Genomic DNA, 15,732 nt, shown 5'->3' with positions numbered 1-15,732 from the left:
GAGCGACGGCAGGCAATGCGAGCGGGAGACGTCATCGACGGCCGGTTCGAGATCATGGAGCTCGCGGGCGCCGGCGGCATGGGCCACGTCTTCCGCTCGCGCGACCTCAAGACCGGCGAGACCATCGCCCTCAAGGTCCTCCAGAACGCCGCCTCCCAGGACTCGAACCGCCTCGCGCGCGAGGCGCAGGCGCTCGCCACGCTGCGGGTGCCGGGGGTGGTGCGGTACATCTCGCACGGCCGCACCGAGCACGGCCACCCCTACCTCGCCATGGAGTGGCTCACCGGCGAGACCCTCTCCCAGCGCCTTGCCCGGCAGGCGTTCACCCTGGAGGAGAGCCTCAAGCTCGCCCGGCGCGTCGCGACCACCCTCGGCTCCGTGCACCGGCTCGGCGTCGTCCACCGCGATCTCAAGCCGAGCAACCTGCTCCTCGTCGGCGGCACCATCGATCGCATCACGCTCATCGATTTCGGCGTCGTCCGGCTGTCCGGCATCGACCAGCAGCTCACCATGCCCGGCGCCATCCTCGGCACCCCCGGCTACATGGCGCCGGAGCAGGCCCGCGGCGAGGCGCACGTCGACGCGCGCGCCGACGTCTTCGCGCTCGGCTGCCTGCTCTACAAGTGCATCTCGGGGCGCGCCCCGTTCCGCGGCGCGCGCGGGCTCGCCGTGCTCGTCAAGGTGCTGATCGAGGAGCCGCCGTCGCTCCGGTGGCTCCGCGACGACGTGCCCGAGGCGCTCGACGCGCTGGTCCAGCGGATGTTGTCGAAGTCACCCGAGGGGCGGCCGAGCGACGGCAACGCGGTCGCGATCGAGCTCGCCGGGCTCATGGATCCCGCGGCGATCTCCGTCCGCCCGCCCTCGATGTCCGTCCGCCCGCCGGAGCTCACCACCGGCGAGCGCAAGGTGATGTGCCTCGTCCTCGCGCGCGACGGCCTCTCCGCCGCCGATCCGTCCCCCTCCGAGGTCGACGAGCAGGCGCGCGCGCAGGCGCTCTCGACCACGGCGGCGCGCTACAAGGGCCAGCTCGAGCTCGTCGACGCGCGGCTGCCGCTCGTCGTGCTGTCCGGCGCGGGCGCGACGACCGATCTCGCGGCCCGGGCCGCCCGCTGCGCGCTCGCCGTCCAGGCGCTCCTCGGCGGCGCGCCGGTCGCGGTCGTCACGGGCAGGGCGGAGATCGCCTCGCGCATGCCGATCGGCGACCTCATCGACCGCGTGGTCCAGCTGCTCCCCGAGGGCCGAGCGACGTCCCGCGCGCCGGCGATCCGCATCGACGAGGTGACGGCGGGCCTGCTCGGCGCGCGGTTCGAGATCACGTCCGACGGGGGCGGCCCCTGGCTCCACGGCGCGCGCGAGGAGCCGGAGGCGCCGCCCCACGTGCTCGGCAAGGCGACGTCGTGCGTCGGGCGCGAGCGGGAGCTCGCGCTGATCCGGGACGAGCTCGCCCGCTGCATCGAGGAGTCGACCCCGAGCGTCGTGCTCGTCACGGGGCCGGCGGGCATCGGCAAGTCGCGGCTCCGCCACGAGCTCGTCCGCGCGATCCGGGAGGACGGCGAGCCGGTCGAGGTGTGGCTCGGCCAGGTGGATCCGATGAGCGCCGGGTCGGCCTTCGGCCTGCTCGCGCACGCGCTCCGCCGGGCGATCGGCCTCACGGACGCCGATCCCGTCGAGGAGCGGCGGCGCAAGGTGCGGGCGCGCGTCGAGCGGCACGCGGCGCTCGACGCCGCGCGGGTCGCGCCGTTCCTCGGGGAGCTCGTCGGCGCGCCGTTCCCGGACGACGACGTGCAGCTCCGGGCGGCGCGGCGCAACCCGATGCTCATGGGCGATCAGCTGCGCCTCGCCTGGGAGGACTTCCTGCGCGCCGAGTGCGCGGTGCAGCCGGTCCTCCTCGTGCTCGAGGACCTGCACTGGGGCGACCTGCCCACGGTCACGATGGTCGACGCCGCGCTCCGGAACCTGAAGGACCGGCCGTTCATGGTCATGGCGCTCGGCCGGCCCGAGGTGCACGAGCTCTTCCCGAAGCTGTGGGACGAGCGGCGCGGGCACAAGCTCCGCCTCGCGGGGATCTCGCGCCGGTCGAGCGAGCGGCTCGTGCGCCAGGTGCTCGGCGAGCGCGAGAGCCCGGCGCTCGTGGCGACGCTGGTCGAGCGCGCGGACGGCAACGCCTTCTACCTCGAGGAGCAGATCCGCGCGGCGGCGGCGGGCAAGGGCGTGGACCTGCCCGAGACGGTGCTGGCGATGGTGCAGGCGGAGCTCGACGCGCTCGACGTGGGCGCGCGGCGGGCGCTGCGGGCCGGGGCGATCTTCGGCGAGACCTTCTCGCGGGGCGGGGTCGCCGCGCTGGTCGGCCGGGCGGAGGTCGAGCCGCTGCTCGCCGAGCTCGAGGTGCGGGAGCTCATCGTCCGGCGCTCCGTGGAGGGCGCGCCGGAGGCGGCCGAGTACCGGTTCCGGCACGCGCTCGTGCGCGAGGCGGCGTACGGGATGCTGACCGATCACGATCGCCGCCTCGGCCACCGGCTCGCCGGCGAGTGGCTCGAGCGGACGGGCGTGGCGGATCCGATGGCCCTGGCCGAGCATTTCGAGCGCGGCGGCGAGCCGGCGCGGGCCGCGGCGGCGACCCTGCGCGCGGCCGAGCAGGCGCTGCTCGGGAGCGACCTGGGCGCGGCGATCGAGCGCGTCGAGCGCGGCATCGCGCGGGGCGCCTCGAAGGCGACGGCCGGGGCGCTGCGGCTCTGCCAGGCGGAGGCGCACCTCTGGCGGGGCGAGTTCGCGCTGGCGGAGCGGCGGGGGACCGAGGCCCTGGAGCGGCTCGCGCCCGGCTCGGCGCCGTGGTTCTCGGCGCTCACGCAGGTGATCCTCGCGGCCTCGAAGCGCGGCAACCACGACCAGGTCGAGGGCCTGCTGCGCCTGGCGCAGGGCACCGAGGCGCGGCGGTCGGCGCGCCCCGCGCGCAGCGTGTGCCTGTGCGCGGGCGCCGGGCGGCTCGTGTTCGGAGGGCGGTACCAGCTCGCGGACGAGCTGCTCGACGGGATCGAGCAGGACGCCGAGGAGACCGAGCAGGAGGTCGAGGTGCTGGCGCGGCTCCACGAGGCGCGCGCGTACCGGGCGATGGCGGTCGGCGATCCCGGCGCGTGCCTCGCGGGCTTCGAGGCGGCGCTCGCGGCGTTCGAGCACGCGGGCGATCGCCGCAACGCCTGCTGGGCGAGGAACAACCTGGGCTCCTGCTACGCGGAGCTCGGCGATTTCGAGGGCGCCGACGCGGCGCTGCGCGCGTCGCTCGCGGACGCGGAGCGGATGGGCCTGTCGGACGTCCGGCTCGGCGCGCTCCTCAACCTCGGTCCGGTGCTCGCGCAGCGGGGCCTCGTCGAGGAGGCGCGGCGGACGGCGGAGGAGGCGATCGCGACGTCCCAGCGCCTCGGCGACGCGCGCGGGGAGGGCGCCGGGCGGGCGTGCCTCGCGAGGATCATGCTCCAGGCGGGCGATCTCGAGGGGGCCGAGCGCGAGGCGCGCGCCGCGGTCGCGATCCTGTACGGCGCGCCGCCCTTGCGGGCCTTCGCGTACGCGGTGCTCGGGCGGGCGCTGCTCGACGCGGGGCAGGCGGTGGACGCGCTCGCGGCGACGACGGAGGCGCTCTGCCTGCTGGAGTCGATGGGGGCCGAGGTGGGCGAGTCGCTCGTGCGCCTCTCGCACGCCGAGGCGCTCTCGGCCTGCGGCCACCGGCGGGAGGCGATGATGGCGATCGCCTCGGCGCGGGAGCGCCTGATCGAGCGGGCGCGGAAGATCGGCGATCCGGTGTGGCGCGGGAAGTTCCTCGGCAACGTGCCGGATAACGTGGCCACGCTGGAGCTAGAGCGGCGCTGGCTCGATGAGGCCTAGGTCGCCGGCGCGCTCAGAGGAACTCGCAGAGGTAGCCGGTGGGCTGGGCGGCCCTGACGTCGAAGCCGCTCTTACCTGCCACCTCGAACGACGTCCCTGCCGGATAGGCGCGCCACTCCGTGGAGCCGTCGACGCGGATCGCGAGCTCGCCGGCGACGACCGTCATCCGCTCCGGCGCGTCGGTCGAGAAGTGGAACTCGCCGGTGTCGATGACACCCACCGTCTGCCGGCGCCCGTGGCGCTCGAAGCCGACGCTCTGGACGTTGCCGTTGAAGTAGCTGTTGTGCTTGAGCATGGCGCCCTCCTACCGCGTCCCGCCGCGAGAGACCAGCCCGGACGAGCCCGCTCGCGGTGGGGCGCGACAGGGCAGCTCGGCGTCTCCGTGTCTCCTGCCTTGCTCCCTTGCTCTCTCGCCGATCAGGGCAGCTAGCTCGCGTCGCCGCCCTCGCCTCCGTCCGGCGCTCCCGGCGCGGCTCCGCTCGGCTCGGTGGCGGGCGCCTCCGCGCCGTCCGGCGGCGCCTGCCCGGGCTTCCCGCCCGCGTAGCGCTTGCCTGCGCGGTCCGAGGCCCGGAGCACGGGCCCGCGGACGATCTCGACGTCGCGCGCCGGCGCGCGGGACATCTCGAGGTTGGAGAGCACGAGCGACACGATCTTGAACCACTGGCTGCGCGCGGCCTGGATCGTGGTCTTGCTGACGGGCGTGGTGGTCTCGGTCGCCTCGAGCTCCGCGCGGGCGCGCTCGAGCCCCTGGAGCTCCCGGCCCTTGGCGAGCCAGCGCTTCGTGACATCGAGCAGCGACGCCTTGCCGCGGGCGGGGACGGACTTGAGGAAGCCGGCGATCGCGGGCTCGTCCTCGAGGAGGCGGGCGATGCGCGTGGTGTTGCCCGCCTCGGCGAGCGGCGAGGCGTTGAGGATGGAAAGGCCGCCCGGGAAGAGCTTCTTCTGGACGACATCGCACTGCGCGGCGCCGGCGGCGTCGGCCGCGTCCTCGGCGAGGCAGAGCTCGCGGCGCGCGTCGATTCCGTAGGATACGGCCCTGGCGAGGTGGTCGTGGCACCGGTCGACCTCGGTGATCGAGTCGAGGAGCGCGCGCATCTTCGACGACGCGCCGCCGCTGCTCGGCTGGACCGCGACAACGCCCTCGTGGGCCTCCACGACCCGCGGGTGGAGCGGCGCGATCTCGGGGATCGACAGGAAGACCTTGCGATGCTTCGCGTCCTCGACCCACGGGGAGAGGAGCGCGACCATCTCGTCGAGATTCAGATGCTTCAGCATTGAGGAACACCTCCTGATGGGGTGATGCAAGCGATGCCTGAAGAGGCACCTCGGATGAGCAGCTAAGGGAAGTCCTGTCGTGACGTGCGTCAAGCGCGGCGCCGCGCGGGTTTCGTGCGGTGTTGGCGCATGTGTTGAACTATTGCAGGCACCTTGGAGCGTCCACGAGCGGCGGCGCGGGCATCGGGGATCTCTGCGTGGGCGCGGCGAGGTCGCGACGTGCTGGAACGGCCTCGGGAGGGGGGCAGGTCGATCTGAAATCGAGAGAGGCGGTCCGGACGCTGGCACGGCGAGGTCGCGACGTGGCGGGGCGGCCTCTGGAGGGGGGTGGGTCGATCCGAGATCGAAACGGCGACTCCCGAAGGCGGCGCGGAGAGGTCGCGACGTGGCGGGGCGGCCTCGGGAGGGGGGTGGGTCGATCCGAGACCGAGACGGGCGGCCTCGGAAGGCGGCGCGGCGAGGTCGCGACGTGGCGGGGCGGCCTCTGGAGGGGGGCGGGTCGATCCGAGATCGAGACGGGTGGCCTTTGGAGGGGGCCGGGTCGATCGGAGATCGCCTTGGATGGGTGCGACCGGGATCAGGAGCGGCCAGGGATCCTGGCGCTCGTGTCGTCTCCCTCTTGCGCGGACGGCCGCGGAGCACCCAGCTCGGCGCCGGCGTCGTCCTTCAAGGCAGCGTCCGCGAAGACGGGCACCAGGCGGGCCTCGACCTCGCTCAGGAAGGCGGCGAGGCCGTTGTCTCTGCCTCGCTGCCGCAGATGACCGAGGTCCGGCTCGGTCCAGCACCGCGCCTCACGCTCGTGCTCGCCTCCGGTGAGGCGATCGAGGACGCGCTTCGGGCTCTTCTTCGCCGTCTTGCTCGATGCGTCGAGCTCGTGCGATCGGGCGGTGGGGTCGAACCCGAGCTCCTGCCGGAGGGCGGCGAGCGATGCGCCCTCTGGCTTGCCCTTCGGAACGAAGCCGGCGAGCACCCAGCACTCTCGCATCGGGTGGGCGACGCCAAGGAGCACCTCGAAGGGCCAGTGAAACTCTCGCCGGGCCTGCTCCAGACCTTGCCGGCGCTCGGCTTCCTTGCCATCGCTGTCACGCACCAGAACGACAGCCTGGGGCTGCGGATCCCGCGCAATGAAACCACGGAGCACGAGCACGGCCGTACGAGCGTCCTCGAGCGCCGGCTTTCCGCCGAAGTGCCCATGCTTCCGCGGCACCGGATGGTGATGCACCGCGCTCCACGTGACGTAGGTCGCGCCGGCATCGAGCCCACAGAAGGTTCGAGCTCGCGCGAGGTGGCCCGTGAGCGCGGGGACCGCGTTCACGAGGACCCGATCGACGAGACCGGGCACCGTCCTCGCGTCATCCGGCCCTTCGACCACCATCCCGACGAGACGCGCGGCCACGCTCACTCGTGCGCCTGAGGTGCGCTCGCCCGCTGCGCGACCCAGTCCTCGCCGACGAAGCTCCAGAACTCGCCGGGGCGTGTCGTGTTCTTCCACCGGTCGAAATCGGGGTGATCGGCGAGCGGGGCGCACGCGGTGGAACCATCGGGCAAAAGCGCCGTGAGGAGCACGTCCTGGGCAGCGAAATGATCCAGCAGGTAGGGCGAGTGACTGGTGGCGATAATCTGGAGATCGGGCGTCATCTCCAGAATCTTCTGGATTTGCGAGACCAGCTCCTCCTGCGCGCGCGGGTGCAGCGCCTTGTCGATGTCGTCTAGGAGCAGCAGCCTGGGTTTGGGATCCATCCACAGCGCGGTCAGCAGGCCGATGACGAGCAAGGTGCCCTCGCTCGCGAGCGGCGCCGGGACGTCCGGAGCACCCTTGAAATCGAGCACGAGCTGCTGGCCCCAGTAGTCGCGCTCGACGGAGCGCTCGACCGCTTCGGCGCGGTCGATGCGGATTTTTTGGTATTCCTGTCGCTGCACCTTGGCGCGACGCGTGCGGATCCGTTCAAGGGTCGGAATCACACGGCACGCTGCCTCCTGGATTGACTGGAACGCCTCGGGGGTGCGCGTTGCCGCGTCCGCCAGCACCGAAGCCAGGTCGCTACCATCCGTCGCAAGGCGAGGCGCTTCTTCTTCGCTGTAGGACGGCGCCGCAAGCGCAAGGATGTCCAGCCGGAGCTTGCGCGCGGAGCCGAGTTCGCTCGCAAGTTCCGCCATCTCGGGGAGAGCATGTGCCCGCAGCGCGTTTTTCCTGGCTCGTTGTCGCTTCTGTTGCTGGTCGATCGGCCTGACGGGCAGCGCTCCCTCTTTTGTCTCGGAGGTCTCCTCGACGGCATCACCCCAGCGCCGAGCGACGGTCCCGTGCCACCTGGCGTCGCCGTTCACGTCGTCCTCCCACTCGACGACGATCCCAACCTCCGCGTTCACATCATGGAAGCTACCGGCAGCCGCGAGCTTCATGGGCCCGGCAGTGCCGCGGCTTTTCAGGTTCGAAGGGGCGAATGCTCCGTGCATGATCCGTGCGAGCGGAGTTCGCGTCGCCTGCGCCAGGTAGTGCAGGCCGTCGAGGATGCTCGTCTTGCCGGAACCGTTCGGCCCGACGATGACCATGAAGCGCCCGAGATGAGCATCAACCCTGCGCAGGGATTTGAAGTTGGTGAACGATACCTGCTGGATCATGGTTGTCGCCGCCTGCCACGTGCCGCGCCGCCGAGGTTCTTCGGGTACCGAGTGGGTATATACCCAAACGCTGGCGGAAGAGACGACCGAGCGGGTTCTGTTCTCCGCCCTTCAGCCCCCCGCGCCGACCGGCAGCCGCAGCGCGACCTCGAGGCCGCCGCCGTCCGCGTTCCTCGCCTCGACCTCGCCGCCGTGGATCCGCACCGCGCGGTGCGTGATGGCCAGCCCGATCCCCGTGCCGCCCGCGCCGCGCGCCCTGTGGTCGTCGACCCGGTAGAACGGCTTCCAGAGGTCCCCGAGCGCGCCCTCGGGGACGCCCGGGCCGCGGTCGCGGACGCGCACCTCGGCCGTCCCGCCGGAGCACTCGAGATCGACGCGGACCGCGGTGCCCGGCTCGGTGAAGCGCACCGCGTTGCGCACGACGTTCTCGATGGCGCGCCGGAGGAGCTCCTCGTTCCCGTCCAGCGAGCACGCGTCGCGCGCCCCGAGCTCGACCGAGCAACCTCGCTGCTCGGCCTCGAACGCGGCGTCCTCGACCAGCTGCTCCAGGAGCGCCGTGAGATCGACCCGCTCGGTGCGCTCCATGCCCCGGCCCGACTCCAGGCGGCTCAGCGTGAGCAGCTCGCCGATCATCCCGTTGAGCCGCTCCGTCTCCCGCTCGATCCGGTCGAACGCCGGCTCCACATCCGGCGGCGAGCGCCGGCGGACGAGCTCGAGCGCGATGTTGAGCCGCGCGAGCGGCGACCGGAGCTCGTGCGAGACGTCGCGAAGGAGCCGGCGCTGCGTCTCCAGGAGCTCGTCGATGCGCTCGGCCATCCGGTCCATGTCGCGCCCGAGCGCCAGCGTCTCGCCGTCCGCGCCCGCGAGCTTCTGCGCGACGCGCACCGAGAGATCGCCCGCGGCCATCCGCTGCGTGGCGCCGCGCAGGATGCGGATCGGACGGGACAGGTACCGCGCGAGGAGCACCGCGACGAGCCCGGTGACGGCGACGATCGCGAGGAGCCGCTGGGGCAACGTCTCCGGCACGATGAAGAACATCCACGGCGACCGGACGGGACCGGCCGCGACCGCGGCGAGCGCAGGGTCGCGGCGCAGGACGACCGCGACGAGCTCCCGCTCCTCGCCGACCTCGATGGCGATGCCGTCGGCCGAGCGCCTCGCCCTGTCTTCGACGAGCGGCGCGCCCTCGATGGGCTCGCCCATCACGAGCGCGCCGGCCCGGTAGACCGCGACGCGCTGATCCCGCGGATCGAGCGGCGCGAGGCCCTTCTCGCAGCCGGGGAGCCCGTCCCGCGCGCAGGCGAGCGCGCCCTCCGCCCGGAGCTCGACGCTGCGCGTGTTCAGGCGGCGGCGCAGCCCGCTCGGCTCGGCGGAGAACGCCCAGCCGTGGATCACCGCGAGCAGGCCGACGAGCAGCGCCATGGCGAGCCACAGCGAGACGAGGAGGCGCAAAAAGAGGCTCTTCACGGCCGCCCTCCGGGGACGAAGCGCTTCACGCGCGCTCCCGCGCGAGGATGTAGCCCGCGTTGCGGACCGTCTTGATGCGCTCGCCGCCGCCCGGCCCAGGCCCGAGCTTGCGGCGGAGGTTCGAGACGTGCATGTCGATGCCGCGGTCGTACGCCGCGAGCCGGCGTCCGAGGACGCGCCGCGCGAGATCCTCGCGCGAGACCACCGTCCCCGCCTGCCGGGCCAGGACCTCGAGCAGGTCGAACTCGGCCGTGGTGAGCCGGACCTCCTCGCCACGGACACGGACGCGCCGCGCGGCGGGGAGCACCTCGAGATCGTCGACCGTCAGCGCGCCCTGCGCCTCGGCGGTAGAAGGACCGGCCGCCGCGCCCGGCCCAGCCGCCGCGCCAGCGTGCGAGGCGCGCCGGTGGAGCGCCCGCACGCGGGCGACCAGCTCGCGCGGGTTGAACGGCTTCGGCAGGTAGTCGTCGGCGCCCATCTCGAGGCCGACGATGCGGTCGACGTCCTCGCCCCGCGCGGTGAGCATCAGGACGGGGACGCGTGAGCTCTGCCGCAGCCGCGTCAGGACCTCGAACCCGTTGAGCCCAGGCAGCATCACGTCGAGCACGACGAGCGTGAACGGCCTCTCCCTCTCCTCCTGCGCGCGCGCGAGGCCGGAGATCGCGTCGCGCGCGCTCTCCACCGCGTAACCCTCCTGACCGAGCAGCTCGGCCAGGAGCTCGCAGAGCTCGGCGTCGTCGTCGATGACCAGGATCTGGGGCGGATCCGCCATGTCGCGACTGTAGCGCGGCCGTCGCACCGCCGTGTAAGGCCTGGTCAAGAGGCGTCTTGACGAATCTTTACACGACCAGGACACCTCTTGAGACACTGCCCGTTAGCTTGCGGCGCATGACGTTCTCTCGCTCCGTTCCCTTGCCGTGGCTGGCGTCTCTCGCCCTCGCCGCCACGTGCTCGCTGAGCGTCGCGGCGCGCGCCGAGACGCTCACCGCCGAGGAGGCGGTCCGCCGCGCCGCCTCCCAGAACCCGTCCCTCCGCGCGGCGCTGCTCGAGGCCACCGCGGCGCGGCAGGCTGTCGCCGCCGAGGAAGGCGCCCGCAGGCCCACGCTCTCGGCCTCGGTCACCGGACAGTACCAGGAGTCCTACGGCAGGATCGCCGACGCCAACGGCGACGCCCCGGGCAACGGCGCCGGCGCGCTCCAGCGCTCTGGCGGCACGTCCGTCGCGTCGAACGCGGCGCTGCGGTACACGACCGACGTCGGGACGAGCCTCGAGGTGGGCGCGTCGGCGCGCTCGCCCGCGGACGGGACCCCGGGGCCGAACTACGGCGCGCAGGCGTACGTCTCGGCGCGGCAGCCGCTCCTGCGGGGGGCCGGGACCGACGCGGTCCTCGCGCCGTACGCGCAGGCGCAGGCGTCGGCCGTCGCCGCGGAGCAGGAGCGCGAGCTCGCGGCGAGCCAGAACGCGCTCGACGTGCTCGGGGCGTACTGGGAGCTCTGGTACGCGGAGCAGGCGATCCTCGTGCAGGAGCAGGCGCTCGCGGCCGCAGAGCGGCTGCGCGCCGACGCGAAGGCGCGCGCCGAGACCCTCGGCACCGGCACGAAGGTGGACGTCCTGCGCTTCTCGACCTCGGCCGCGTCGATCGCGGATTCGCTGTCGCAGGCGCGGGCGACGCGCGCGGCGCGGGCCATCGCGCTCGGGCGCGCGCTCGGCATGACCCCGGCGAGCGCGGCGTCGCTCGCCCCGACAGGCGCGCCGCCGTCGCTCGGGGCCCTGCCGTCGGCCGACGCGCTCGTGCGCGCGGCGAGCGAGCGGTCCCTGGAGCTCGCGGCCCTGCGCGCCGACCTCGACGCGCAGCGCGCGCGGGTGAGCGCGGCGGAGGACGCGGACCAGATCCGCCTCGACCTGTTCGCGACGGCCTCGATGGACGGGCAGTGGGTGCGCGACGGCCTGCCAGGGCTCTCGCTGCCCGGCGGCCGGCCAGCGTTCGGGGTGCTGGGCGGGATCGAGATCGAGCTGCCGCTCGGCGGCGGGCGGGCGTCCGCGGACGCGGCCCGCGCGCGGACGCAGCTCGCGGCCGCGGAGGCGCGGTACCAGGCGCGCGCCGAGGCGATCGCGGCCGACGTGAGCTCGCTGCGCGCGAGCCTCGAGGCCGCGGCCGAGCAGGTCGCGCTGGCCACCGAGACGGCGCGCATGGCGGGCGAGCTGGCCGAGGCCGAGCGCCAGCGGCTCTCGCTCGGGACCGCGACGTCGGCGGACGTGGTGCAGGCGGAGCAGACGCGGAGGGAGGCGGAGCTCCGCAGGCTGCGGGCGGCGGTGACGGAGCTGACGTCGCGCCTCCAGCTCGATCACGAGACGGGCGCGCTGCTCGTCCGCTTCGCGTCGGTGCTGCCCAGGAGGTCGTCATGAACAGGAACAAGAAGCGCTACCTGATGTCCGGCGTGGCCGCGTTGACCGTGGCGAGCTTCGCGATCGGCGGGTACGCCTGGTACAAGCAGCCGGCGAAGACCCCCGCCGGCCCGACCGTCGAGATCCGCCGCGGGAGCCTGACCGAGACCGCGGCCGCGTCCGGGAAGATCGAGCCCGACGTGCAGGTCGAGGTGAAGTCGCGCGCCCCGGGCCAGGTCATCGAGGTCCTCGTGAAGGAGGGCGATACGGTCGAGGCAGGGCAGCTCCTCGTGCGCCTGGACCCGACGGACGCGGAGCGCGATCTCGCCGCGGCGCGCGTGGCGCGCGACCGCGTGAAGGCCGATCTCGCCGCGGCGAACGCGTCGGTCGCGGTCGCCGAGCTCGAGCGCAAGAACAGCCAGGCGAGCCAGGAGGTCGCCGAGAAGAGCGCCGAGATGGGCCTCGGGTCGACGGACGCGGCCCGCACGGCGGCGCACTCGACGAAGGTCGCGGGCGCCAACATCACGCTGCGGCGGGCGCAGCTGAACGCGACCCAGGCGCAGCTCAAGACGGCCGAGCTGGCGGTGCAGGACGCCGAGCTGCGGCTCAAGGAGACGCAGATCTACGCGCCGATCGCCGGGACGGTGCTCGACGTGGCCGTGGAGAAGGGGACGCTCGTCTCGTCGGCGCTCACCAACGTGAGCGGCGGCAGCGCCGTGATGACGCTCGCCGATCTGTCGAACCTGCGCATCGTCGGCGCGATCGACGAGGCGCAGATCGGGCGCGTCGCGCCGGGGCAGCGGGTCGACATCCGCGTCGACGCCTACGGGGACCGGGTGTTCCAGGGCGTCGTCGACCGGGTGAGCCCGCTCGGCAAGGAGGTGTCGAGCGTCGTGACGTTCGACGTCGAGATCGTCGTCAAGGACAAGGACGCGTCGCTGCTCCGGTCGGGGATGAGCGCGGACGTGGAGATCGTGACCGCGGAGCAGAAGGACGTGCTGCTCGTGCCGCTCCTGGCCGTGCAGTCGCAGGGCAAGCGGCGGTTCGTGCGGCTCGCGAGCGGAGAGGAGCGGCCGATCCAGACCGGGGCGACGGACGGCTCGCGGATGGTCGTGACCGAGGGCCTGAGCGAGGGCGACGACGTGCTCGCGAGCGCGCCCGCCGCGAGCGCGGCGGGGCCGCAGGGGCAGGGGCAGCGGCAGGGCGGCGGCCAGAACCCGATGCGGGGGATGGGCATGGGGATGGGCGCCGGTCGAGGGGGGCGCTGAGATGGACGTCCCGGTCCTCGTGAGCGGGCTCTCGAAGGTGTACCACGCCGATCGCGAGGATCTCGCGGTGCGGGCGGTCGACCGGATCGGCTTCGAGGTGCGCCGGGGCGAGTCGGTCGCGATCATCGGGCCCTCCGGCTGCGGGAAGTCGAGCCTGCTGAACATCCTCGGGTGCCTGGATCGGCCGACGGAGGGCACGTACCGGCTCGGGGGGCGCAACGTGGCGGAGCTCGACGACGACGAGCTCGCGGCGCTCAGGAACCGCCACATCGGGTTCGTGTTCCAGAGCTTCAACCTGCTGCCGCGGATGACGGCGGCGGAGAACGTCGAGCTGCCGCTGCTCTACGGGGCGGTGAAGAACAGCCGCGCGCTCGCGGAGGGCGCGCTCGATCGCGTGGGGCTCGCGGCGCGCGCGCGGCACCTGCCGTCGGAGCTCTCCGGCGGGCAGCGGCAGCGCGTGGCGATCGCGCGGGCGATCGTGACGCGGCCGTCGATCCTGCTGTGCGACGAGCCGACGGGCGCGCTCGACAGCAAGACGGGGCGCGACGTGCTGGAGCTGCTCCTGTCGCTGAACGCGGACGGGACGACGCTGATCATGGTGACCCACGACCTCGGCGTGGCGCGGTCGCTCTCGCGCGCCATCCACATGAGGGACGGGCACATCGTGGCCGACGGGCCTTCGGCCGACGTGGTGTCGGCGTTCCACGCGGGCGAGATGGAGGCGGCATGCTGATCAAGGAGACGGCGAAGAGCGCGTGGCGCTCGCTCGCCTCGAACCGCCTGCGCACGCTGCTGACGATGCTCGGCATGATCATCGGGACGGCGGCGGTCGTGGCGGTGCTCGGGATCGGGGAGGGCGCGCGCAGCAGCGTCGAGGGGCGGATCCGGTCGCTCGGCGCGAACCTGCTGATGGTGCGCCCGGGGTCCGCGTCGGCGAGCGGGGTGCGGTCGGGCACGGTGAAGACGCTGACCGAGGACGACGCCGAGGCGCTCAAGGGGCTCGACGGCGTGGCGGCGGTCGCGCCGGAGCGGAGCGGCAGCGCGCAGCTGCGGTACATGGCGAGCAACCTGAACGCGTCCGTGACGGGGATCACGCCGGCGTACCTCGAGGTCCGCTCGCTGTCGGTGGCGAGCGGCGTCTCGTTCTCCGACCTGGACGAGCAGCAGCGGGCGCGCGTCGTCGTGCTCGGGGCAAATGTCGCGCGGCAGCTCTATCCGGGGGCCTCGCCGCTCGGGACGCGGCTCCAGATCAACGGGAATGCGTTCCGGGTGGTCGGGGTGCTGACGGAGAAGGGGTCGGGCATGGGGTCGCCGGACGACGGGGTGTTCGTGCCGCTGTCGACGCACCGGTCGGTGCTGTTCGGGCAGGATCACCTGTCGACGATCTCGCTGCAGCTGGCGAGCGAGGAGCGGTCCGACGCGGTGATCGCGCAGCTGGAGCAGCTGCTGCGCCTGCGCCACCGGCTGCGCGCGGATCAGGCGAGCGATTTCGAGGTGCGGTCGCAGGCCGAGATGCTGGCGACGATGGGGCAGATCACGGGCACCTTCACGATGCTGCTCGGCAGCGTGGCGGCGGTGTCGCTCATCGTGGGTGGCATCGGGATCATGAACATCATGCTTGTCTCGGTGCGGGAGCGGACGCGCGAGATCGGCGTGCGGATGGCGGTGGGGGCGCGGCGCGGGGACATCCTGCGGCAGTTCCTTGTCGAGGCGGTCGTCGTGTCGCTCGCGGGCGGCGTGGCCGGGGTGGGCCTGGGATACGGCGCGGCGGTGCTGCTGTCGCGGTTCGGGGAATGGGCCACCATCGTGCCGACGTACGCGGTCGGGCTGGCGCTCGGGGTGTCGATCCTCATCGGGATCACGTTCGGCGTGGGGCCGGCGAGGCGCGCGTCGAGGCTCGATCCGGTGGAGGCGCTGCGGTTCGAGTGAGCGGCAATGGGGGCGGCACGGGTTGAAGGCGCGAGTCTCGGGCGTGCGGGACGATCAACCAACATGACCAACACACATGACCGCCGGTCGTCGTCCCGAGAACCGAACTCGCTGGCCTGAATGAAGGAGGCTCGTTCCCGCCGCCCGCGCCCACCGCGAGGGAATGCAGACGCCGCTGGTTCTGGGCCGCACATCGGTCCACGCACACCCGAACCCACGCCGCTGCGCGGCGGTCCGTTCTGGCCGATCACGCAGCATTTGCCGGCGCAGCGCTGAGCTCGCCATTGCTTTTCAGTGCCGGCGCGCCGCCGGCTCGCTATCCTGTGGTGGGATGGATGTCCTGCTGCAGAACGACCACCTGACGGTCACCCTCGATCAGGAGATGTCGATCGTCCGCAGCACCCGCTCCGAGCTCCCCTATCCGTCACCCGACGATTTCATCCGGGTCCACTCCGACGCGCTCAAGGTCTACGAATCGCTGGATCGCTGGTGCCTCGGCCACCTGATCGACCTCCGCCGGGCTCCGATGAACAACGATCCGGCGTTCGAGGCCGCGACGATGCGCACGCGCAGCATGCTCGTCAGCGAGTTCACGTGCGTCGCCATCGTCGTGCGGACGGCGGTCGGCGCCCTCCAGGTGAACCGGCTCCTGCGTGAGGAGAACAACGACCATGTCGTCGTGCTTCAGGACGATGACGCCGCCGTGGGAGTTCTCCTCGAGGAGCTCGGAAAGCAGGTGCGCCGGTCCAGCGCGCCGCCGCACAGCCGCCCCCGGAGCTCCCATCCCCATCCCTGGATGCGCTCCGCCAGGCAGCGCTGAGCCCGATCATCCGTCCGGCGACGTGAAGGCGGCGCCGGCGCCAGGAGCGAGGGCGCCTGTCATCGCGCTTCTCGTGAGCGCTCCGGGCCTCTA

12 protein-coding genes are annotated in these 15,732 nt (G+C 73.0%); 6 read left to right on the top strand and 6 right to left on the bottom strand.

Annotated features, from left to right (window positions below):
- Window positions 1-15: 15 nt before the first annotated feature.
- Window positions 16-3,876: a serine/threonine-protein kinase gene (locus WMF44_RS25995; RefSeq protein ID WP_437292728.1), complete on the top strand. Its 3,861-nt coding sequence runs from the start codon at window positions 16-18 to the stop codon at window positions 3,874-3,876.
- Between the two features lie 13 nt (window positions 3,877-3,889).
- On the opposite strand, the gene WMF44_RS25990 is transcribed toward WMF44_RS25995, so the two are convergent.
- The 6 genes from WMF44_RS25990 to WMF44_RS25965 form a co-directional block, all read right to left on the bottom strand.
- Window positions 3,890-4,171, bottom strand: coding sequence for a pyrimidine/purine nucleoside phosphorylase (locus tag WMF44_RS25990; protein WP_437292727.1), 282 nt, complete (start codon window positions 4,169-4,171; stop codon window positions 3,890-3,892).
- A gap of 131 nt (window positions 4,172-4,302) precedes the next feature.
- A complete protein-coding gene (locus WMF44_RS25985) occupies window positions 4,303-5,151 on the bottom strand; it encodes a hypothetical protein (protein WP_437292726.1) in 849 nt (282 codons plus the stop codon).
- Between the two features lie 577 nt (window positions 5,152-5,728).
- Window positions 5,729-6,547: a hypothetical protein gene (locus WMF44_RS25980; RefSeq protein WP_437292725.1), complete on the bottom strand. Its 819-nt coding sequence runs from the start codon at window positions 6,545-6,547 to the stop codon at window positions 5,729-5,731.
- Between the two features lie 2 nt (window positions 6,548-6,549).
- The gene (locus WMF44_RS25975) at window positions 6,550-7,770 is read right to left on the bottom strand and encodes an AAA family ATPase (protein ID WP_437292724.1); all 1,221 of its coding nucleotides are present in this window, start codon (window positions 7,768-7,770) and stop codon (window positions 6,550-6,552) included.
- A gap of 111 nt (window positions 7,771-7,881) precedes the next feature.
- Window positions 7,882-9,237 (bottom strand): ATP-binding protein, encoded by a 1,356-nt coding sequence (locus WMF44_RS25970; RefSeq protein ID WP_437292723.1) that lies wholly within the window; start codon window positions 9,235-9,237, stop codon window positions 7,882-7,884.
- A 25-nt stretch (window positions 9,238-9,262) separates the two neighbouring features.
- Entirely contained in the window at window positions 9,263-10,009 is a 747-nt protein-coding gene (locus WMF44_RS25965) for a response regulator transcription factor (RefSeq protein ID WP_437292722.1), read from the bottom strand.
- A gap of 116 nt (window positions 10,010-10,125) precedes the next feature.
- Here WMF44_RS25965 and WMF44_RS25960 point away from each other — a divergent pair, with 116 nt between their 5' ends.
- The 5 genes from WMF44_RS25960 to WMF44_RS25940 all read left to right on the top strand — a co-directional run bounded on the left by WMF44_RS25960 (window position 10,126) and on the right by WMF44_RS25940 (window position 15,639).
- On the top strand, window positions 10,126-11,643 hold the full coding sequence (locus WMF44_RS25960; protein ID WP_437292721.1) for a TolC family protein: 1,518 nt from the start codon (window positions 10,126-10,128) through the stop codon (window positions 11,641-11,643).
- Window positions 11,640-12,890, top strand: coding sequence for an efflux RND transporter periplasmic adaptor subunit (locus WMF44_RS25955; protein WP_437292720.1), 1,251 nt, complete (start codon window positions 11,640-11,642; stop codon window positions 12,888-12,890). The genes WMF44_RS25960 and WMF44_RS25955 overlap by 4 nt, the downstream gene beginning before the upstream one ends.
- Window position 12,891: 1 nt before the next feature.
- A complete protein-coding gene (locus tag WMF44_RS25950; RefSeq protein WP_437292719.1) occupies window positions 12,892-13,623 on the top strand; it encodes an ABC transporter ATP-binding protein in 732 nt (243 codons plus the stop codon).
- Window positions 13,617-14,819: an ABC transporter permease gene (locus tag WMF44_RS25945; RefSeq protein ID WP_437292718.1), complete on the top strand. Its 1,203-nt coding sequence runs from the start codon at window positions 13,617-13,619 to the stop codon at window positions 14,817-14,819. The genes WMF44_RS25950 and WMF44_RS25945 overlap by 7 nt, the downstream gene beginning before the upstream one ends.
- Window positions 14,820-15,150: 331 nt before the next feature.
- On the top strand, window positions 15,151-15,639 hold the full coding sequence (locus tag WMF44_RS25940; RefSeq protein WP_437292717.1) for a hypothetical protein: 489 nt from the start codon (window positions 15,151-15,153) through the stop codon (window positions 15,637-15,639).
- Window positions 15,640-15,732 lie beyond the last annotated feature (93 nt).

It is taken from the genome of Sorangium sp. So ce426 (assembly GCF_051475585.1).
Taxonomy (GTDB): Bacteria; Myxococcota_A; Polyangia; order Polyangiales; family Polyangiaceae; genus Sorangium; species Sorangium cellulosum_B.
Note: the sequence above shows the minus strand (reverse complement) of the source record. Positions and strands in the feature narration are given on the sequence as shown.